General features: G+C 36.0%; 19 protein-coding genes. 9 read left to right on the plus strand and 10 right to left on the minus strand.

Features of this window, described 5'->3' with window-relative positions; genetic code table 11:
• The first annotated feature begins 76 nt into the window (after positions 1-76).
• The 4 genes from tpiA to kdsA are packed head-to-tail and all read left to right on the plus strand — an operon-like array spanning position 77 to position 3690.
• Positions 77-832, plus strand: coding sequence for a triose-phosphate isomerase (tpiA, locus tag H3T46_RS01770; RefSeq protein WP_198197244.1), 756 nt, complete (start codon positions 77-79; stop codon positions 830-832).
• A 40-nt stretch (positions 833-872) separates the two neighbouring features.
• Positions 873-1166 (plus strand): preprotein translocase subunit SecG, encoded by a 294-nt coding sequence (secG, locus tag H3T46_RS01775; protein WP_155580432.1) that lies wholly within the window; start codon positions 873-875, stop codon positions 1164-1166.
• A 56-nt stretch (positions 1167-1222) separates the two neighbouring features.
• Positions 1223-2854 (plus strand): CTP synthase, encoded by a 1632-nt coding sequence (locus H3T46_RS01780; protein ID WP_155568129.1) that lies wholly within the window; start codon positions 1223-1225, stop codon positions 2852-2854.
• The gene (gene kdsA, locus H3T46_RS01785) at positions 2854-3690 is read left to right on the plus strand and encodes a 3-deoxy-8-phosphooctulonate synthase (RefSeq protein WP_198197649.1); all 837 of its coding nucleotides are present in this window, start codon (positions 2854-2856) and stop codon (positions 3688-3690) included. Before H3T46_RS01780 ends, kdsA begins: the two co-directional genes overlap by 1 nt.
• Here the strand turns inward: kdsA and H3T46_RS01790 are convergent.
• On the minus strand, positions 3671-4147 hold the full coding sequence (locus H3T46_RS01790) for a DUF3429 domain-containing protein (protein ID WP_196424247.1): 477 nt from the start codon (positions 4145-4147) through the stop codon (positions 3671-3673). The genes kdsA and H3T46_RS01790 overlap by 20 nt on opposite strands.
• Before the next feature lie 208 nt (positions 4148-4355).
• Between H3T46_RS01790 and eno the strand changes: the two genes are divergently transcribed.
• Together eno and H3T46_RS01800 are read left to right on the plus strand one after the other, a co-directional pair.
• Positions 4356-5645, plus strand: coding sequence for a phosphopyruvate hydratase (eno, locus tag H3T46_RS01795; protein WP_155565487.1), 1290 nt, complete (start codon positions 4356-4358; stop codon positions 5643-5645).
• A 35-nt stretch (positions 5646-5680) separates the two neighbouring features.
• Positions 5681-6010, plus strand: a complete 330-nt coding sequence (locus H3T46_RS01800; protein WP_122123610.1) for a septum formation initiator family protein — start codon at positions 5681-5683, stop codon at positions 6008-6010.
• Between the two features lie 103 nt (positions 6011-6113).
• Here H3T46_RS01800 and rpmG read toward each other — a convergent pair whose 3' ends face one another.
• From rpmG to H3T46_RS01820, 4 genes are all read right to left on the minus strand, one after another.
• Positions 6114-6281, minus strand: a complete 168-nt coding sequence (gene rpmG, locus H3T46_RS01805) for a 50S ribosomal protein L33 (RefSeq protein ID WP_008853818.1) — start codon at positions 6279-6281, stop codon at positions 6114-6116.
• A 155-nt stretch (positions 6282-6436) separates the two neighbouring features.
• Positions 6437-7852, minus strand: a complete 1416-nt coding sequence (gene bioD, locus H3T46_RS01810) for a dethiobiotin synthase (protein WP_198197245.1) — start codon at positions 7850-7852, stop codon at positions 6437-6439.
• Positions 7845-8510 carry an alpha/beta fold hydrolase gene (locus H3T46_RS01815; protein WP_198197246.1) on the minus strand — a complete coding sequence of 222 codons (666 nt, stop codon included), beginning with the start codon at positions 8508-8510 and terminating at the stop codon, positions 7845-7847. The genes bioD and H3T46_RS01815 overlap by 8 nt, the downstream gene beginning before the upstream one ends.
• 2 nt (positions 8511-8512) lie before the next feature.
• On the minus strand, positions 8513-9685 hold the full coding sequence (locus H3T46_RS01820; protein WP_155580438.1) for a pyridoxal phosphate-dependent aminotransferase family protein: 1173 nt from the start codon (positions 9683-9685) through the stop codon (positions 8513-8515).
• A 76-nt stretch (positions 9686-9761) separates the two neighbouring features.
• On the opposite strand from H3T46_RS01820, the gene H3T46_RS01825 reads away from it, so the two are divergent.
• Complete coding sequence (locus tag H3T46_RS01825) at positions 9762-11012, plus strand: adenosylmethionine--8-amino-7-oxononanoate transaminase (RefSeq protein WP_198197247.1); 1251 nt, start codon at positions 9762-9764, stop codon at positions 11010-11012.
• Here the strand turns inward: H3T46_RS01825 and H3T46_RS01830 are convergent.
• The 3 genes from H3T46_RS01830 to uvrC form a co-directional block, all read right to left on the minus strand.
• A complete protein-coding gene (locus H3T46_RS01830; protein ID WP_198197248.1) occupies positions 11009-11641 on the minus strand; it encodes a hypothetical protein in 633 nt (210 codons plus the stop codon). The genes H3T46_RS01825 and H3T46_RS01830 overlap by 4 nt on opposite strands.
• An 85-nt stretch (positions 11642-11726) precedes the next feature.
• Positions 11727-12305 carry a CDP-diacylglycerol--glycerol-3-phosphate 3-phosphatidyltransferase gene (gene pgsA, locus H3T46_RS01835; RefSeq protein ID WP_110438037.1) on the minus strand — a complete coding sequence of 193 codons (579 nt, stop codon included), beginning with the start codon at positions 12303-12305 and terminating at the stop codon, positions 11727-11729.
• 94 nt (positions 12306-12399) lie between these two features.
• On the minus strand, positions 12400-14262 hold the full coding sequence (gene uvrC / locus H3T46_RS01840) for an excinuclease ABC subunit UvrC (RefSeq protein WP_198197249.1): 1863 nt from the start codon (positions 14260-14262) through the stop codon (positions 12400-12402).
• 449 nt (positions 14263-14711) lie between these two features.
• Here uvrC and xth point away from each other — a divergent pair, with 449 nt between their 5' ends.
• Positions 14712-15506, plus strand: coding sequence for an exodeoxyribonuclease III (xth, locus tag H3T46_RS01845; protein WP_155565496.1), 795 nt, complete (start codon positions 14712-14714; stop codon positions 15504-15506).
• Positions 15507-15510: 4 nt separating this feature from the next.
• On the opposite strand, the gene H3T46_RS01850 is transcribed toward xth, so the two are convergent.
• On the minus strand, positions 15511-16227 hold the full coding sequence (locus tag H3T46_RS01850) for a response regulator transcription factor (protein ID WP_110438040.1): 717 nt from the start codon (positions 16225-16227) through the stop codon (positions 15511-15513).
• Between the two features lie 203 nt (positions 16228-16430).
• Between H3T46_RS01850 and H3T46_RS01855 the strand changes: the two genes are divergently transcribed.
• Positions 16431-17675, plus strand: coding sequence for a sodium:proton antiporter (locus H3T46_RS01855; protein ID WP_198197250.1), 1245 nt, complete (start codon positions 16431-16433; stop codon positions 17673-17675).
• Here the strand turns inward: H3T46_RS01855 and H3T46_RS01860 are convergent.
• Positions 17672-18967 (minus strand): RsmB/NOP family class I SAM-dependent RNA methyltransferase, encoded by a 1296-nt coding sequence (locus H3T46_RS01860; RefSeq protein ID WP_198197251.1) that lies wholly within the window; start codon positions 18965-18967, stop codon positions 17672-17674. The two genes, H3T46_RS01855 and H3T46_RS01860, sit on opposite strands and share 4 nt — an antisense overlap.
• Between the last annotated feature and the right edge of the window lie 9 nt (positions 18968-18976).

Here is an 18976-nt window from a genome sequence, read left to right on the forward strand (position 1 = left end):
ACATTATATACTATAAGCTTTATATCTTATCTATCCTGATTATCAAACATTACCTTATTCAAAGGAGTATATTAAAATGAGCAGCCCGATTATTATTGGTAATTGGAAAATGAACGGATTAACCCAAGAGGCAAAACATATTGTTTCAACTTTGCTTACCTATGCAACAAATCATCAGAATATTGCAAAGACAGTCGTGTGCCCACCGTTCACCCAGTTACAACTTGTTAAAGAAATGATCGAAAGCAGCCCTTTTGTACTTGGTGCTCAGGATTGCCATTTTGAAGATAAAGGTGCACATACGGGTGATATTTCCCCTGCCATGTTACAGGATATTGGAGTGGAATACGTTGTTTTGGGTCATTCTGAGCGGAGAAAAGATCATCAGGAGAGTGATCAACTGGTTTTAAAAAAAACAATCGCTGCACAAAACAAAGGGCTATTACCTGTTGTATGTATCGGTGAAACCAAACAAGAACGAGAAACAAACCAACAAGAAAAAATTGTAGAGGCACAGTTAAAAGCTTCCCTACCTCAAGATTTTAATGGGTTAGTCGCTTATGAACCTATTTGGGCCATTGGTACCGGATTAACAGCCAATAATGATCAGATTTCTGAAATGATCCAATTCATTCGCAAAAAACTTGTTGCTCAATATGGAGAAAATGGTAAAAAAATATCTATATTATATGGGGGTTCTGTAAAACCTGGTAATGTTAGGGATATTTATGCCACTCCTGAACTGGGCGGTGTTCTAGTTGGAGGTGTCAGCATTGTTCCTGATGATTTCATAAAATTAATTGACATAGCTCAAGAATTTATTAGGTCTTAATCTTTATTATCCCTATCGATTGTGAAAGTATATATACACCATGATGACTGCTCTATTAATTTTGCATATAATCGTAACCTTTGCACTGATCGGAATTGTTTTAATTCAAAGAAGTGAAGGTGGAGGATTAGGTATTGGAACCAGTCAAGGCATGGGGGCATTTATGACCGGTCGAGGAACAACCAATCTTTTGACTCGCACTACAGCGATTCTTGCAGCAATTTTTATGATCTTATGCATTACAATGGCTGTTATGAACAAGGGGGCTTCGACCAAAACAAATGATATACTTGCACAACCAGTGCCCAATGAAAAAAACATTCCCCAAAAATAGTTTTTCCCTTAATTACTTCAATTCTTATAAAAGCTACTCCGTGTAAAGAAAGCTGCATGACACGATATATATTCATTACTGGTGGTGTTGTATCCTCATTAGGCAAAGGCATTGCCTCTGCCGCTTTGGCAAGTTTATTGCAATCTCGTGGTTATTCTGTCCGACTGAGAAAACTTGATCCCTATTTGAACGTGGATCCGGGAACCATGAGCCCTTACCAACATGGGGAAGTGTTTGTTACGGATGATGGAGCTGAAACCGACCTGGATTTGGGGCATTACGAACGTTTTACAGGAGTCAATGCAACTAAAAATGATAATGCAACGACCGGTCGTATATATTCTGATGTAATCATGCGCGAAAGACGTGGAGACTATCTAGGCGCAACCGTTCAGGTAATTCCCCATATTACTAATGCGATCAAGTCCGTTATCCTGAACAATTCTGGAGATGTGGATTTCATGTTGGTTGAAATTGGGGGAACAGTCGGTGATATTGAAAGTCTGCCTTTTCTTGAAGCCATACGACAATTAAAAAATGAACTCGGAACAGATCATACATTATTCATTCATCTCACTCTTGTACCATGGATTGCTTCAGCGGGTGAACTTAAGACAAAACCTACCCAGCATTCTGTCAAAGAATTGCAGAATGTTGGAATACAACCCCAAATTTTATTATGTCGTTGCGATCGCCCTATTCCCAAAAATGAACGACAAAAAATTGCGAATTTTTGTAATGTAAAACCTGAAGCTGTCGTCCCCGCCTTAAACGTTGACACTATTTATGACTGTCCAATTGCCTATCATCAAGAAGGACTTGATACGGAAGTGTTGAAACATTTCAATTTACCATATCAAACTGAACCTGATTTGAGCAAATGGCAGGAAATTGTCGATGCCATTCGTCATCCTCGTTCAGAGGTTAATGTTGCAATCGTGGGTAAATATACTGCCTTGCTCGATAGTTACAAATCCCTCATTGAAGCGTTAATTCACGGTGGAATTGCCAATAAGGTTAAAGTCAACTTTCAATGGATTGAAGCCCAAAAACTTGAAACAATGGATAATCTTTCCGGATTTTTTGAAAATGCAAATGCCATTCTGGTTCCTGGTGGATTTGGTGAACGTGGCAGCGAAGGCAAAATCAAGGCCATACAATATGCAAGGGAGCATAATATCCCTTTCCTTGGTATTTGCTTTGGAATGCAAATGGCGGTTATTGAATGTGCCCGTAATCTGGCAAATCTTACAAATGCTTCCTCTTCTGAATTTGGACCAACGGATGAACCTCTTATTGGTATTTTAACTGAATGGATTGATGCTGATCAGGTCAAACATCGATATTCAGGAAATAATATGGGGGGCACAATGCGTTTGGGATCTTATCAAGCTGTTTTGACCCCAGATTCAAAAGTTGCCGAAATCTATGGAGATGTCAAGATTCAAGAACGGCATCGTCATCGTTATGAAGTTAACATTCATTACAAAGATCAACTTGAAAAAACCGGCCTTAGATTTTCAGGACTTTCTCCGGATGGTGTTTTGCCAGAAATCGTAGAATATACCGACCATCCCTGGTTTATTGCAGTACAGTATCATCCCGAACTCAAATCCAAACCATTTTCACCTCATCCTCTTTTTTCAAGCTTTATTAAAGCTGCAACAGAACAGGCCATTCCAAAATGATGATTCTGAATAAACCAGTCAATGTTCAATCCCTGACACTGGCAAATAATTTGCCTTTCATATTAATTGCGGGTCCTTGTCAAATTGAATCTCTAGATCATACACTTGAAACGGCTGGTATTTTAAAAAATATTTGTCGGGAATTAAATATTGGGCTGGTTTATAAAAGTTCTTTTGATAAAGCTAATCGCACCAGTATTGAAACGAAAAGAGGGCCAGGAATGGATAAGGGTCTATCCATTCTTGAAGAGGTAAAGTCAAAGTTGAAAATTCCTGTTTTGACTGATATTCATCTACCAGAACAATGTGCGGAAGTGGCATCAGTTGTAGATATATTGCAAATACCTGCTTTTTTATGCAGACAAACGGATTTGTTGATAGCTGCGGCGAAAACTGGAAAAGTTGTCAACGTCAAAAAAGGTCAGTTTCTTGCACCATGGGACATGAAAAATGTAGCCCAAAAAATAGCATCTACAGGCAATGAAAATATTTTGCTATGCGATCGTGGCACATCTTTTGGATATAACACGCTGGTTAGCGATATGCGGGGATTGCCTATAATAGCGCAAACAGGCTATCCAGTTATATTTGACGCTACCCATTCTGTTCAGCAACCCGGTGGAATGGGAGGATCATCTGGTGGTCAGAGAGAATTTGTTCCATATTTATCCAGAGCCGCTGTTGCTGTGGGAGTTGCAGGTCTGTTTATTGAAACGCATGAGAATCCAGATCAGGCCCCGAGCGATGGACCAAACATGTTACATTTAAAAGATGTTGCCCCATTAATGAAAACCTTGATTAAAATTGATCAAATTGTTAAATCAGACGGGCAATAAAAGCGCTTATCAAACAAACTTCAATCATGATTGTCAATATCCAGCGAATTGAATAATATCCACCTGGCAACTCGCTGGAAAGATAAATTTTTTTCTCATAAGAGAATAATAGCATATAACTTGATATCAAAAGAAAAATTGCGATCAGATCATATTTATAAATTGTCAGTACAATTGTTATTTCACCTATAATGCAGGGTGATATGGCCAGCAACATTCTTTTTTTATTTATTTCCTCACTCTCTGATTGCAAATAGAGAATTGGTTTTTGCATTGCAAGTATCCAGTTTATTCCCCCAGTGAAAGACAAAAGAATTACCGCATAACTGACAAAAGAAATTATCAATTTTTGAATTGAAACAGAAGCAGGATAAAATAGAATGAAAATTGTCATTAAGAACAAGGGTAAAGGCGACAGTATTCCTGTAATAAAAAATATAAAGGGAATACGATTCATAGATTTCTCCATAATGATCAATTATTTTTTTTAAAATTAGCTGAATATTGTAAATAGCTGGCAATTTGACCATTTCTTGATTATACTTGGTAATGTTTAACAAAATGTCCAATATTCTTGGCATTTTACTAAGTTATCAATCTAGTTAAATAGATTTGAAAATACAAATTTTTACTCTTATTAAAAATAAAAATGTAAGGATTAAATAATGAGTACAATTGTTGATATTCATGCTCGGGAAATCCTCGATAGTCGCGGAACCCCAACAATTGAAGTCGATGTAGAACTGGAAACAGGCGTTATTGGACGTGCCGCTGTTCCATCCGGCGCTTCTACCGGCGTTCATGAAGCCGTTGAACTTCGTGATAATGATAAAAACCGTTATAATGGCAAGGGTGTTCAAACAGCTGTTAAAAACGTCAATAGCGAAATATTCGAAGCAATCGTTGGTCTTGAATCCTTGGATCAGTTACAAATTGATCAAACCATGATTGAACTCGATGGTACTCCGAATAAAGGACGTCTTGGCGCTAATGCACTTTTGGGTGTTTCAATGGCTGCTGCCAAGGCGTCAGCAGAGGAATTGGGTCTTCCATTATATCGTTATATAGGTTCTCCATATTCACATATTCTTCCAGTTCCAATGATGAACATCCTGAATGGTGGTAAGCATGCTGACAATCCTATCGACATTCAAGAATTCATGATTGTTCCTCACGGGGCATCTTCAATTGCTGAAGCTGTGCGCATGGGTTCTGAAGTTTTCAATGCATTGAAAAAAGACCTTAAAGCAGCGGGACTAAACACGAATGTTGGTGATGAAGGTGGATTTGCCCCTAACCTCAAATCAGCACATGAAGCATTGTCCTATATCGTAAAAGCTATTGAAAAAGCTGGATACAAAGCTGGTGAGGAGATTTCCTTGGCGCTAGATCTTGCCTCTTCAGAATTTTTCAAGGACGGTAAATATAATATGACAGGTGAAGGGAAAATTTTCAATTCCAGTCAGATGGTTGATTATATTGCCGAACTTTGCAACAGTTTCCCGATTATTTCTGCAGAAGATGGATGTGCTGAAGATGATTGGGAAGGATGGACTGAATTAACACAAAAACTGGGAAATAAAATCCAATTGGTCGGCGATGATTTATTTGTAACCAATCCTGAAAGACTTGCAAAGGGAATTAAAGCCCATGTAGGTAATTCATTGTTGGTTAAAGTCAATCAAATCGGAACATTATCTGAAACTTTCAAGGCGATGGAATTGGCACATCGTCATGGTTATACAACCGTTGTAAGCCACCGTTCTGGTGAAACTGAAGATGCTACTATTGCTGATTTGGCTGTTGCAACCAATGCAGGACAAATTAAAACCGGTTCCCTTTCCCGTTCTGACCGCATGGCAAAATATAATCAATTAATCAGAATTGAGGAAGATTTGGGAAATACAGCCAAATATGCTGGTCGTAACGCCTTTAGAGCTTTAGAAACCTTGTAATTCTTTTTCAATTGATAAACATGGGGAGAAAATCAATGCATATCATACATGCAATCAAAAGATTTGTAAAAGCAACGATTCCTCCCCTTTTCTTCTTGTTACTGACAGCATATTTTGTAAAAAATACCTTTGATGGGGATCATGGCCTAAAAAGTTATCATATTCAACAGGAACAGATGATAAGAGCACAGCAAAGTCAGCAAGATGCAATTTCCGAACAAGCGGCTTGGGAAAGAAGAGTTAAAGGGTTAAAAGAAAATGCCCTTGATGCAGACCTTTTAGATGAGCGAACACGGGTTATGTTAAGTTATTCAAATCAGGAAGAAATTGTTATTCCTTATAAAACAAATGAACATCTTTATTAATATAAAAGATTAATGATTTATTGAAACAAATCTGAATAAAAAAAACCCTGACTAAATCAATAGCCAAAGTTTCTTTTTGATCCATAAATTAATTTAAGATTAATTACTTAATTTTTGCTTCACGGAAAACAACGTGTTTACGAACAACTGGATCGTATTTTTTCAATTCCATCTTGCCGGTATGGGCTCTTGCATTTTTTCTGGTTACATAGAAAAAACCAGTTTCCGCCGTTGAAAGCAATTTAATTTGTATTGTGTTACTTTTCGCCATTCTGTCCTCATTTTGATCAGGCTGATTTACTAAAATATAACTATATATTTTAGGGTTATATTTACATATAAAAGCAAGTCTATTCTTTAATTCAACTTACTTACAAAATTTTAAGATTTTGTCAAATATTATTTGTTCATAATATTTTACGGATTTTAGACCATTTCTTCAGGAATGGAAATACATTCACATAACGTGGAAAGATTATCTGGATTTACATTTGATAGAAAAGGCACTTGTCCCAAAATCTTGACTTTTCCATGATTTATTATAGAATTTTTACAATCCTCGTTCAACGGGCCATTTAAAATTACCCCTGAAATTTTTATATTTCTATTTCTTAAAGCCTCGATTGTCATTAGGGTATGATTCAATGTTCCCAAAATAGTCCGGGCTACAACTATAACAGGTAAATTAATCTTTTCAATAAGATCAATGATAAACAGATGATCATTGATAGGTACAAAAATCCCACCCGCCCCTTCAACTATGTATTTTTTTTCTTGTTTCAAATCAGATACATTCACGTGATCAAGGCTTAATTCACGATTTTCCAGCCTTGCGGCATCTTCAGGAGATAAAGGTGCTTGCAATTTTATAATTGGGGATAAATATTGTGTCTCGGAAAGTTCGGCTAAATGGCAAACTGTATTTGTATCTCCAATATCGCAATTTAAACCTGTTTGAATAGGTTTCCAATAAACCGCATTTAGCAATTTTGTTAAACATGCAGAAATTAGTGTTTTTCCAATATCTGTATCAGTTCCCGTAACAAAAAAACCTTTAGCGGAAAATTTACGGAAAACACCATAGGCTATATGATAAGAACAATAATTGTAATTTTTACTAAAATCAGAAAGAACTTTCTTAAACTGAGATAACTTCAAGGGTTTTGAGGTTTCGAGAGGAACAGAAGCTCCTATAGAACGAAGTCCTTTGAAAAAATCAATTGCTGTGTCAATTTGAACAATGATCTCATCAGTTTCCCAACGACCGGTTCCTGTTTCTGGCCAAACTGATTGAATAGATTCAATTGATGGATAAGTCTGTAAATTACAGCTAAAATAATTGTCGTTATAGATAGAACGCCATTCTTTAAACGTTTCAAACGTTAGGGTAGAACAAATCAAATAGCCATTTTGTTTCAAATAATTTGTAAGAGTCCTGATTGCACTTGCAACATTATCAAACCATTGGAAAGTCAGGCTTGAACAAATCAAATCATATTTTTCATCCAATTCTGGATATTCACCATCCATAAGCTTAAATGTTAAATCGTATTTATGGTTTTTGAACTTATTTTTTGCACGATTCAGCATTTCAGGTGATATATCCGTCAATACAAAATGTGCATCAGGAAAAAAGTCGATAAGATATTGAGTTAATAATCCAGTTCCACAACCAATTTCAAGAATTGATATTTTTTCTTTACGGTCGACTGAAGTTCTGAACTGTTTCCGAATAAAATCTGACAATTTTTTCGCAACAATTTTTTGTATTGAGGCAAATTTTTCATATTGATCCGCCTGATCAAAAGCTTTGATTATTTTTTCTTTATAATTTCTAGACATTATTTATAAGTTCTCTGATGATTTCCGCACAGGCATTCGTTTTTGATAAAGGCAATATATGTGTATCATCGTCAAGCCACAAATAGTTGCACTCTTGAAATGATTGTATGGTCATGGTTTCATTAACAACAGGATCTTTTTTTGAAGCTATAACTGTAAGTTTATTTCTGATCTGTGGAATGATACTTCGAACATCCCCAAATTTAAGAAATTCAAGTCCTTTTTGCAATTCTTCAATATTAAAGCTGGGCAAAAAATTTACTACTTGACCACATTGCTGATAAAACTGTTTCATTATAAGATTTGAATCAGTGGATAATCCTCTGGACATACGATCCAGAACCCTTAATGCCACACCTTTCGGAAATGTAGGATCTCTGGAAAATCTGGCGAAACTGTTAATAGCCACGTAATATTTGAAACGAAAAGAAAAATTTTTTAAGAGATATAAAAAACCTAAAGAGTGTCCTACTGCAATATATTTCTCTTGTAAGTTTAAAATTGATTTAAGATTACAATTTTTATCCGTGTTTTTCCCCATAAAACCCAAATCAATTGTTTCCGAGTGGTATTCTTGTAAATTATTTTGTAATTTTTGCCAAAATGATGATGAATATCCCCATCCATGGACAAATAGCAAACGATAATTATTTTTCATGATCAATGAATTGAAATTAAATCAATTGAATGAAAAGATTTTAGTAAATACTCTATTTCATCCTCTCGATGACCTGCACTAAGAGTCAATCGTAAACGACTTCCATGAGAGGGAACGGTGGGTGGACGAATTGGGGTAATCCAGATATTTTTTTCTTTCAAAGCATTTGCTATTAATTGGGCCTTTATTGGTGATCCAACAATAACAGGAATTATATGTGAAATAGACTGACCACATTGATATCCCAGTGACTCTAATTGTTTTCTAACCTTTTCAGACTGTTTAACCAAAAAGGCACGTTGGTTTGTTAATGAAGGCATTAATTCTAGTGCTGCCTCGATGCTACCCATTACGGCGGCGGGCAATGCAGTCGTGTGAATAAAAGCAGAACAAAAATTCACCAGCCATTCACATAAATCTCTGGATCCAGCTATATAGGCCCCAAAACTTCCCCACGCTTTACTAAATGTTCCCATCGTTAAATCAGCAAAGGCAGGGGCCAATCCCTCGCCCTTACTTCCAAATATTCCGGTTGCATGTGCGTCATCTAGAAATAAAAAGGCATTAAATTGGTCGGCAACTGATCTCAATCTTTTCAAGTCACAGACATCGCCATCCATACTAAATATGGTTTCCGTTAAAATTATTCTTGAACCTTTTTCCCCCTCAATTTTTTTCAACCGTGTTTGTAGATGGTCAAGATCATTGTGATTGAAACGGATCTGTTTAACTTGACCAGCTTTGCATCCATAATGCAAACTGGCATGATTCAATTTATCCGTAAATACCCATACTGGTTTTGGAAAATTTTCAATGAGTGAAGCAACAACCCCAACATTTGCCTGCCAACCTGATGGAAATATTAATGCCGCTTCAGTTCCTAGAAAATTAGCTAGTTTCTCCTCGATTTTACCATAATATGAAGCATTGGACGTAATTAATCTGGATGCCCCGCTTCCAGTACCATATTGTCTTAAAAACTCCTCACCTTTAATTTTTAAATTTGCATTGTTTGATAATCCCAGATAATCATTACTGGAAAAATTTATATAACTTTTACCCTTATTTTTTATATGTAATGAATCAATTATTTCAAATGTTGGCAATTCTCTTTTTAAATCCTCTTTAGCTCTTTTGTCTAATTCCCGAGAAAAAAAAATATCAAATCGATTCATTAAGTTAGTCTTTTCAAATTTTAAAATTTTTGTTTAGTTATGCAAACTCTACCTTAACAATTATAGGCAAAATCTCATGTTTCATTCAACTTTAAAAAATATATGGTTACCCTATACACAAATGAATAATTGTAATGCCCCAATTGTTGCAAAAGCCACGCATGGAAGTACAATTATCCTAAATGATGGCACCAAATTGATTGATGGTATTGCTTCATGGTGGACAGCCTGTCATGGGTACAATCACCCACATATTATCAAAACGGTAAAAAAACAACTTGAACTAATGCCTCATATTATGTTTGGTGGCATTATTCATCAACCTGCAATTGATTTGGCAAAACATCTGGCAAACCTGTTGCCTAGGGATTTAAACAAAGTTTTTTTTTCTGAATCAGGCTCCGTATCTGTGGAAGTGGCACTAAAAATTGCAGCCCAATTCTGGTTAAACCAAAATAACAATATCAAAAACAAAATCATTTCTTTTCATGGTGGATATCATGGTGATACCATGGCGACAATGGCGGTTTGTGATCCTGAAGAAGGAATGCATAATTTATTCAAGAATATTATTCCTCACCAATACAACATTCCTTTGCCTGATACCTCGGAGAAACAAAAGGATTTCATTCAGTTTCTAGAAAAGCATCATAAAACCATTGCTGCAATTTTAATTGAACCTTTGATACAGGGAGCTGGAGGCATGTTATTTCATTCTCCAGAAATTTTAAGATTTTTGCGAAAACAAGCTGATCATTTTGAAATTTTATTGATATTTGATGAAATTTTTACGGGGTTTGGCAGAACGGGAAGTTTTTTTGCCTGTGAACAGGCAGATGTCATTCCGGATATCATTACACTTTCAAAAGCATTAAGTGGAGGCACGATGGCATTAGCTGCAACAATTGCAAAAGAATATATATTTAACGGGTTTTTATCTGATAGTGATCAACATGCCCTGATGCATGGACCAACATTTATGGCCAATCCCCTGGCCTGTTCCGCTGCCAATGCATCCTTGGAAGTTTTTGATCAATACAATTGGAAGAATGCAGTCAGTTCCATTGAAAGACAAATGAAAAAAGAACTAACACAATGTAAAAATTTAAAAAATGTCAAGGATATTAGGGTAAAAGGAGCCGTTGCCGTTGTTGAGTTATACAATATTTCAAACTTAAACCGTCTAAAGATAAAATTTATCCAACAGAATGTATGGATACGTCCCTTCAGAAATATCGTTTATCTTACACCCTCTTTCACCATAACATCGGAAGAATTATCCTTGTTAACTAATTCAATATATAATGTGATCAAACAAGAATATTAATTTTTACCATCATTTTTTGATGATTTATTTTTACCTCTTTTATTTTCATTTTTAGATGTCGGCAATTGGCTATCCGAAATAATCTTTACAACACCCTTGGAATTGATAATGGTACTGGTTCCATCCCCATTCGGAACGATTACTGGGGCATCCTTACCTTTTTCAATATATTTCGCTCCCTGATCCTTAATTGAGTCAGGCAGCCTTCCATTGATGAAATCCGTCATTCCATTTTTGATCTGATATTGTTCCCCAAGATTCAGATTACCATCTTCTGGAAAATCAACAGGAACAGATTGCTTATTGATTTGATCATGCGTTACGCTGTCTACATCACCACCTGCCGCTCTACTGTAATCTGATAGGGAGAAACTTTTATCATCACTCGCAACATCATTCAACGTAGGTAATGCAGGAGGACGAGAGGGCCAAATATTTTCACTTTGAGGTAACAAAGGGGTTGTAGCTATCGACATATTACCTTTTACCCTTTGCATATTTTCCGCATATCCTTCTGGAGCCTCGGGATTATTTCCTGGTAAAGAAACGGTATCATCAAAAAATTTATCTATTCCGGAACACCCACTTAATATCAAAAATGTGGTAATAAGTGCAGCATAATTCCGCATGATTGTTCTCCATCCGTTTTAAAAATTTGATGATACATAATTTAAAAAAATACATATCCAACAAGATAATTCAAATATAAGCTTTTTAAAAATCCGTTTTATTAATAAATCTGATACCCGTATGAATATAACCCCAACCCGTAATAATCGTTAAAATTGCCGCAATCCATAATAATATCGATCCAATAACATTAACCGGAAACCAGTTAATGTTCAATAATTCTGCACTGCTATCTCCAGCAAGTAAAAAACCAATAGCCACCATTTGAAAAGTTGTTTTCCATTTTGCCAGTTTTGTGACTGGTAGGCTGATCTCGAAAGAGGAAAGATATTCTCTTAATCCGCTGACCAGTATTTCTCTTGCCAAGATAATCATTGCAGGAATCAGTCCACCATATGGAAGACGATCGTAACCAGCCATAACAATCAATATGATACCCACCAGTAATTTATCCGCAATAGGATCAAACATTTTTCCAAAGTCGGAAAGCTGTTGCCATGCACGGGCAAGCTTACCGTCTAAATAATCCGTAATACCAGCGATAATAAATAGTATACAAGCCAATAAATCTGTTACCGGCTTATGAACCATTACAAGAACAGCCACCAATGGTATTATAATTATACGGGACAAGGTAAGACAATTAGGTAAATTATAAAACATTTCTATTTAGGATCACGGCTGAACATTTATCAAAATAGTTATTTAACATTTTATAAAAAAAATGGAATAAAAAATATATATTTTCTTATATTTGTTACTTATATACACCAGGTCTAAAATAATCATATATTGATTCAGCCAAAACTCTATTAATACCTGGAATATTTTCTAAATCCGCAACACTGGCATCTTTAACGGCGCTGGCAGAACCAAAATGGTTTAGTAGATTACGTTTTCTCTTATTACCTATACCCGGAATTAAATCCAGTTCGGATTTTTCTATGCTTTTTAATCTTCCCACTCTATGAGTAGTAATAGCAAATCGATGCGCCTCATCTCTTAATCGTTGCAGATAATACAGAACAGGATCTCTTTCAGACAATTGAAAAGGATTTTGATCACGTGTAAAAAACCACTCTCTCCCTGCATTCCGGTCCGGTCCTTTGGCAATACTGACCAAGGCGACATTTTCAATCCCGAGCTCTTTCAAAATTGCATCAACAGCCGAAAACTGTCCCGCACCACCATCTATTAACAGTAAATCAGGGAAATTCTGCCAATCAGCAATTTTACCCTTGTTAAAACGTCTGAATAAAACCTCGCGCATCATACCAAAGTCATCTCCAGGGGTGATATCAGATTTAATTGAAAATTTACGATAACCAGACTTAATAAAACCTTCAGGTCCAGCCACAACCATTGCCCCATATGCATTGGTACCCATTATGTGACTATTATCGTAAATCTCAATTCTTTTCGGAATATCAGACAGATGAAAAATATCACGAACCTGTTCTAATAATTTTGTTTGTGATGCAGTTTCAGCCAATTTTCGATCAAGCGCCATATGGGCATTATGTACCGCATGATCAACAACTGCCCTTTTCTCCCCTATTTTTGGTACATACAAGCTTACCTTTTTCGATGCCCTCATACTTAATGCCTTACTCATCAGCGCTTGGTCAGATAATTTAATATTCATGTATATTTGTGATGGCGGCGGCTTATTTTCATAGAATTGTCCCAAAAAGGCGTCCAAAATTTCTTCGGGGCTTTGATCCTCTGTTTGTATCGGGAATAAAGCACGATTGCCATTATTTCTTCCCCCCCTAATAAAAAACACCTGAATACAGGTTAGATAACCTTTTTGCGCAAATGCTATTATATCAGCGTTGTCAATTGTAGCAGGATTAATTACTCCATTTGTTTGAACATAGGTAAAGGCCCGAATACGATCACGCATCACCGCGGCACGTTCAAAATCCAATTGTTCTGACGCCTTTTCCATTTCGTTAGCCAATTGCCGCTGAATAATGTTTGTTTCTCCAGAAAGAAATGATTTTGCTTGATTTATGAGATCATCATAATCTGTTTTACTAACACGATTATCACAAGGACCAGAACATCGTTTGATCTGATAAAGCAAACATGGACGCTTTCTGGAATTGAAAATACTGTCTTCACAACTTCTTAACAGAAATATTTTCTGTAAAAGCTCAAGAGTCTGATTGACTGCCCCAACCGAAGCAAACGGCCCCCAATAATAATTTCTCTTGGATATTTTTCCCCGATGTTTATCAATTCTAGGCCATTTTTCTTTTGTTATAACTAACCAGGGGTATGATTTATCATCCCTCAACAAAATATTATATCGTGGTTTAAGACTTTTAATCAGATTGGCTTCAAGTAGTAGAGCCTCAGCTTCCGTATAGGTTGTTATAATTTCCATGGAAGTCGTTTGCAAAATCATTTTACGTATACGCTCGGTCAATTGTGTCAAGCGTGTATAGGAAGATACGCGTTTTTTTAAATTTTTTGCTTTACCAACATATAAAACTTCCCCTTTTTCATTAAGCATACGATAAACCCCTGCCGTTTCAGGCATTGTTTTCAAAGCATGCTTAATTGCTTTTGTTCCCTTATACGAATCCAAAGGTTTGTAATCATGAAGTTTCATTGCATTTTTTTACCATCATCACAAATAAGTTCTGTTATCCTTTTATTTTCTAAGACTTATCTTACTTCTCCACTGATTTTGTGGATAACTCTATGGATGAATATCTAATATATGGATGTAAAAGGCAGTTTATCAAGCCCTTATATGTTTTGCCTAATTTTTAAGCAATTAATATAACTCATTGATTTTTAATAATTTTTATTGTTACATGGAATTATTCAATATTTTTAACTAATTTATCACAAACCCTAAAATCACTGTCAAGTCCAATAGTGGACAAAATGAAAATTTTAATTTCAATAATGTAATTATCCACAATTTTCAATATTAAGATTTATTTATTTTTTACTAGACATTTTCTAATTAAATTCCTAAATTGACCTTCTTCTCTTAATTTGAATTTATTTTAAATTATAATCATTTTCCCCTTTCAAATTTGAAATTTCTATATGCGTATTATTAGTTGGAACATTAATTCATTAAGGTTACGCTTGCCCTTGTTAAAACAACTGATAGAATTAGCAAATCCCGATATTTTATGCCTTCAGGAAACAAAAGTCCCTGATCCTCTTTTTCCCCGATCTGAAATAGAATTGCTCGGTTTTCACAATTGTCTTTTTAAAGGAATGAAAAGTTATAACGGCGTTTGTATTTTATCAAAACATCCATTAGGATATCATGTTTCCAATACCAGACAATGGTGCGGTAAAAGTGACTGCAGACATATTTCAGTTCAATTCAATTATAAAAATAAAAAAATAAACCTTCATAATTTCTATATTCCTGCAGGTGGGGATGAACCTGATCCAACTATAAATCCAAAATTCAAACATAAATTAGATTTCCTGACAGAAACAAAAGAATGGTTTTCTCAAAATAAAGAGACCAGTTCAATTCTTGTAGGAGATTTTAATATTGCACCCTTGGAAAATGATGTATGGAACCACAAACAATTATTGAAAATTGTCAGTCATACACCCATTGAAACTGAAAAACTCAATCAATGGTTACATACGGGTTATATTGATGCAATGCGTGAAATAATTCCTCCCCACGAAAAACTATATACCTGGTGGTCTTATAGAAACCGTAACTGGGAAAAGTCAAACCGGGGAAGAAGATTGGATCATTTATGGATTTCCCCAGATCTACGATCACACCTAAAAACAATTCAGGTTTTTAAAGAGGCTAGAAACTGGGACAAACCTTCTGATCATGTCCCAATCATGCTTGAATTAAAATAAATAACTATTCTTCTTTTTTATCAGAAATTGAGCTCAGCCGATATCCACCAGCCTCAGTTATCAGAAGGGTTACATTCGAAGGATCAGGCTCGATTTTTTGGCGTAGACGATAAATATGGGTCTCAAGTGTATGGGTTGTCACCGCTGAATTATATCCCCAAACCTCATTCAACAAAACTTGTCTTGGTACTGGTCTTGATCCTGACCGATATAAAAATTTGAGTATGGCAGCCTCTTTTTCAGTTAAACGGATCCGACGATTTGAATCCTGTTCCTGCAACGACTTTGCAGACGGACGGAAAATATAATTGCCAATTGTGAAAACAGCATCCTCACTACTAGCAAAAATACGCATCTGTGCCCTTAATCTTGCCAGTAACTCGGCAATGCGAAATGGTTTTGATACATAATCATTACCGCCTGCATCAAGCCCCCTTACAACATCCTCTTCATTATCTGAACCTGTCAGCATGATAATGGGTGTTCTGCAACCTTCCTTACGTAAATAGGCACATAGATCACATCCATCGCCATCTGGAAGCATCACATCCAATATGATTGCATCATAATGCTTATCAGAATCCAGAATTTTGTTTTTAGCCTCTTTTACCGTTAAGGCACTTGAAACCTCAAATTCCTGATTTTCTTGCAATTGTTCGGTTAGCGTTTCAATTAACTTTGGATCATCATCAACCACTAAAACAGGATGAATGCCTGTCATTGAATTTACCCTTCTTTTAAAACCATATCCCTATTACATATAAGGATGAAGTTAGAGATTAGTATCTTTATACTCAAAATTACGTTAATTTTTAATAATTTTTAACTAAAAATTACAAAAATTTTCAATTTTATAGCTCAAAAATAATTTACTTAAACTCAAATTACCCTAAAATTATACCTAAATAATAAAGGGAAATTAACATGAGTATCCTGACCCTTATTTCTTTATTGTTTCTTCTTACCGCAATTTGCGGGGCAATTAACCTGAAATATCTCAAACTTCCCATGACCATAGGGATCATGATTGCCGCATTCATATTTTCAATAATCCTGTTTATCTCGGATTATTTTCTTTCATTTGTTTCCGGATATTCATTTGCACAGAAAATTGTCTCACAAATCAATTTTCCCACTTTGCTTCTCAATGGCGCTCTAGCATTCCTGCTTTTTGCAGGAAGTTTGCAAATTTCATTACATGAGTTGTGGAAAGCTCGCTATAATATCGCGTCTTTATCAATTATTGGCACTTTATTATCGATATTATTTCTCGGTCTTGTTTTTTGGGTTCTGTTTTATCTATTTTCTATTCCCATTTCTTTACTCTGGTGTCTCACCCTAGGCGCTATTATAGCCCCGACAGATCCGGTTTCAGTTATCAGTATGTTCGGCAGACTAGGCCTTTCCAAACGGTTACAAGCAATTTTTGCTGGAGAAAGTCTTTTCAATGATGGTATAGCTTTAATTGCTTTTACAACATTTTTATCCGTAATCATTCATCAAAAGACCCCATCCACAACCAGTCTATTCTTGATTAGCATAAAAGAGATTGTTGGCAGTGGTCTTCTGGGTATTATAACCGCCACCATTGTTATTTTTATAATCAGACGATTGTCCCACAACGAAATTACCATATTATTTTCACTGGCTTTGGCGGCAGGTACCTTTTCTATCGCAAGTGATCTTAACATGTCAGGTCCCATTGCAGTTGTGGCAAGCGGTTTATTGATCGGTAACCATCTTCAAAAACAGCCTGCGGAAAAAAGTGATTCGGTTATTTACTGCTGGCATGTAATTGATGAAATCCTCAACACCATGCTATTTTTGATAATTGGGTTGCAGATTGTCATCATCCCTTTCAGTTATCATATTCTGGTTATCACATTCCTGGCTTTTCCATTTCTGGCAATTACACGTTTCATAGCCCTCAGTCTAAGTGGTTTTGTATTATTATATCAGGATTCAAACCCGAAGGGTTTGATTTCCATTCTAACATGGGGAGGACTAAGAGGAGGCATTTCCCTGGCAATAGCCTTATCTCTCCCCAATATATTTCCAAAAAATGAAATCCTGCTCATCTGTTATGGGTGCGTAGTGTTAACCGTTTTAATTCAGGGATTAACCATGGAATATGTTGTTAATTATTTTTACAGAAAAGAAATAAATTAATTCTTCACCATAACCGTGCAAAAGAAACCATCCGTTTGATTTTGCGCTGGTGTTAATTGAAAACTTGTTTTCTTCATAAATTCTTCGGGTAACAATTCTGGAATCGTATCAGGCTCTACGAGTGAAAAATTGTTATTTCTTTCCAGAAAATTATTGATTTGATCTTGATTTTCCTGACGTAATATTGAACAGGTTGCATATATCAACCTTCCACCTTTTTTTACCATTCTCGCTGCAGAATCAAGAATGTGGGCCTGTTTTTCAACAAGTTCCAATAAATCATTTTCCTTAAACCTTAAACGCGCATCAGGATTACGTCTCCAAGTTCCGGTACCGCTACAAGGTGCATCAACCAAAACACGATCGAAACTTTCAACACGCCTTTTTAACCATTTTGCATCCTCAGCAAAAATATGGGTTTCATAATTAAAAACACCTGCCCTTCGCAAACGACTTTGAGCGGCATTTAACCGAGCGGGAAAAATATCTGATGCAATAATATGCCCCTTATTTTCCATCATCATCGCCATAGCCAACGTTTTACCTCCGGCTCCCGCGCAATAATCCAGGACACGCATTGACGATTTAACACCGGTCATGAGTGCAATTAATTGGCTACCTTCGTCTTGAATTTCAACCAGACCATTTTTGAAAGCATTTGTGGATGTTATGGATTGTCTTCCTTGCGCTCTCAATCCCCATGGAGAAATATTCATTAATTCTGTTTGTATATTTTCAGATGCTAGAATCTCCCTAGCCTTATATCGATCTTCCACTTTTAGAAAATTGACGCGCAAATCAAGAGTGGCTGGTTCCAACAACGTTGAAAGTTCTTTTTCTGTCTGATCCCCGTATTGGCCATTTATGATAGGATATACCCAATCTGGAACTTCATAAATTACCGCTTTGGACATTTCATCGGAAACAAACGGTTTGTTTACCAAAGATTGCAAATATAAAATTTCGTTACTATTCAACAATAATGGAGCATATTTTTCACCCGAATAAAAATTATGCACTTTAGGTATAGAATTTCCTGACAAAACCAAATAAGCTGCGACCATCATACGAGGATTGATCGGACTACCTATTCTTTTCAGCCACCATTCCAACTTTCGGTAACAACGTAAAATTTCCCAAACTTTGCCTGAAACAAAACGACGATCCCCTCCTCCAATATAACGGCGCCGCCTGAAAAACCGATTGGCTGTTGAATCTGCCGGAATATATTTTTCTTTCTGAATAGCTAAAAGCAGTTCAATCACTGCCGAAATTTGTGCTGAAGGGGTCATACGTCTTTA

Origin of the sequence: Commensalibacter sp. M0133 (assembly GCF_016101485.1) — a bacterium.
GTDB classification, from domain to species: Bacteria; Pseudomonadota; Alphaproteobacteria; order Acetobacterales; family Acetobacteraceae; genus Commensalibacter; species Commensalibacter melissae.

What these genes read in the sequence shown, in the direction of transcription:
- tpiA (WP_198197244.1), top strand. Translation starts at nt 77, where the DNA reads ATGAGCAGCCCGATTATTATTGGTAATTGGAAAATGAACGGATTAACC.
- secG (WP_155580432.1), top strand. Translation starts at nt 873, where the DNA reads ATGATGACTGCTCTATTAATTTTGCATATAATCGTAACCTTTGCACTG.
- H3T46_RS01780 (WP_155568129.1), top strand. Translation starts at nt 1,223, where the DNA reads ATGACACGATATATATTCATTACTGGTGGTGTTGTATCCTCATTAGGC.
- kdsA (WP_198197649.1), top strand. Translation starts at nt 2,854, where the DNA reads ATGATTCTGAATAAACCAGTCAATGTTCAATCCCTGACACTGGCAAAT.
- H3T46_RS01790 (WP_196424247.1), bottom strand. Translation starts at nt 4,147, where the DNA reads ATGAATCGTATTCCCTTTATATTTTTTATTACAGGAATACTGTCGCCT.
- eno (WP_155565487.1), top strand. Translation starts at nt 4,356, where the DNA reads ATGAGTACAATTGTTGATATTCATGCTCGGGAAATCCTCGATAGTCGC.
- H3T46_RS01800 (WP_122123610.1), top strand. Translation starts at nt 5,681, where the DNA reads ATGCATATCATACATGCAATCAAAAGATTTGTAAAAGCAACGATTCCT.
- rpmG (WP_008853818.1), bottom strand. Translation starts at nt 6,281, where the DNA reads ATGGCGAAAAGTAACACAATACAAATTAAATTGCTTTCAACGGCGGAA.
- bioD (WP_198197245.1), bottom strand. Translation starts at nt 7,852, where the DNA reads ATGTCTAGAAATTATAAAGAAAAAATAATCAAAGCTTTTGATCAGGCG.
- H3T46_RS01815 (WP_198197246.1), bottom strand. Translation starts at nt 8,510, where the DNA reads ATGAAAAATAATTATCGTTTGCTATTTGTCCATGGATGGGGATATTCA.
- H3T46_RS01820 (WP_155580438.1), bottom strand. Translation starts at nt 9,685, where the DNA reads ATGAATCGATTTGATATTTTTTTTTCTCGGGAATTAGACAAAAGAGCT.
- H3T46_RS01825 (WP_198197247.1), top strand. Translation starts at nt 9,762, where the DNA reads ATGTTTCATTCAACTTTAAAAAATATATGGTTACCCTATACACAAATG.
- H3T46_RS01830 (WP_198197248.1), bottom strand. Translation starts at nt 11,641, where the DNA reads ATGCGGAATTATGCTGCACTTATTACCACATTTTTGATATTAAGTGGG.
- pgsA (WP_110438037.1), bottom strand. Translation starts at nt 12,305, where the DNA reads ATGTTTTATAATTTACCTAATTGTCTTACCTTGTCCCGTATAATTATA.
- uvrC (WP_198197249.1), bottom strand. Translation starts at nt 14,262, where the DNA reads ATGAAACTTCATGATTACAAACCTTTGGATTCGTATAAGGGAACAAAA.
- xth (WP_155565496.1), top strand. Translation starts at nt 14,712, where the DNA reads ATGCGTATTATTAGTTGGAACATTAATTCATTAAGGTTACGCTTGCCC.
- H3T46_RS01850 (WP_110438040.1), bottom strand. Translation starts at nt 16,227, where the DNA reads ATGACAGGCATTCATCCTGTTTTAGTGGTTGATGATGATCCAAAGTTA.
- H3T46_RS01855 (WP_198197250.1), top strand. Translation starts at nt 16,431, where the DNA reads ATGAGTATCCTGACCCTTATTTCTTTATTGTTTCTTCTTACCGCAATT.
- H3T46_RS01860 (WP_198197251.1), bottom strand. Translation starts at nt 18,967, where the DNA reads ATGACCCCTTCAGCACAAATTTCGGCAGTGATTGAACTGCTTTTAGCT.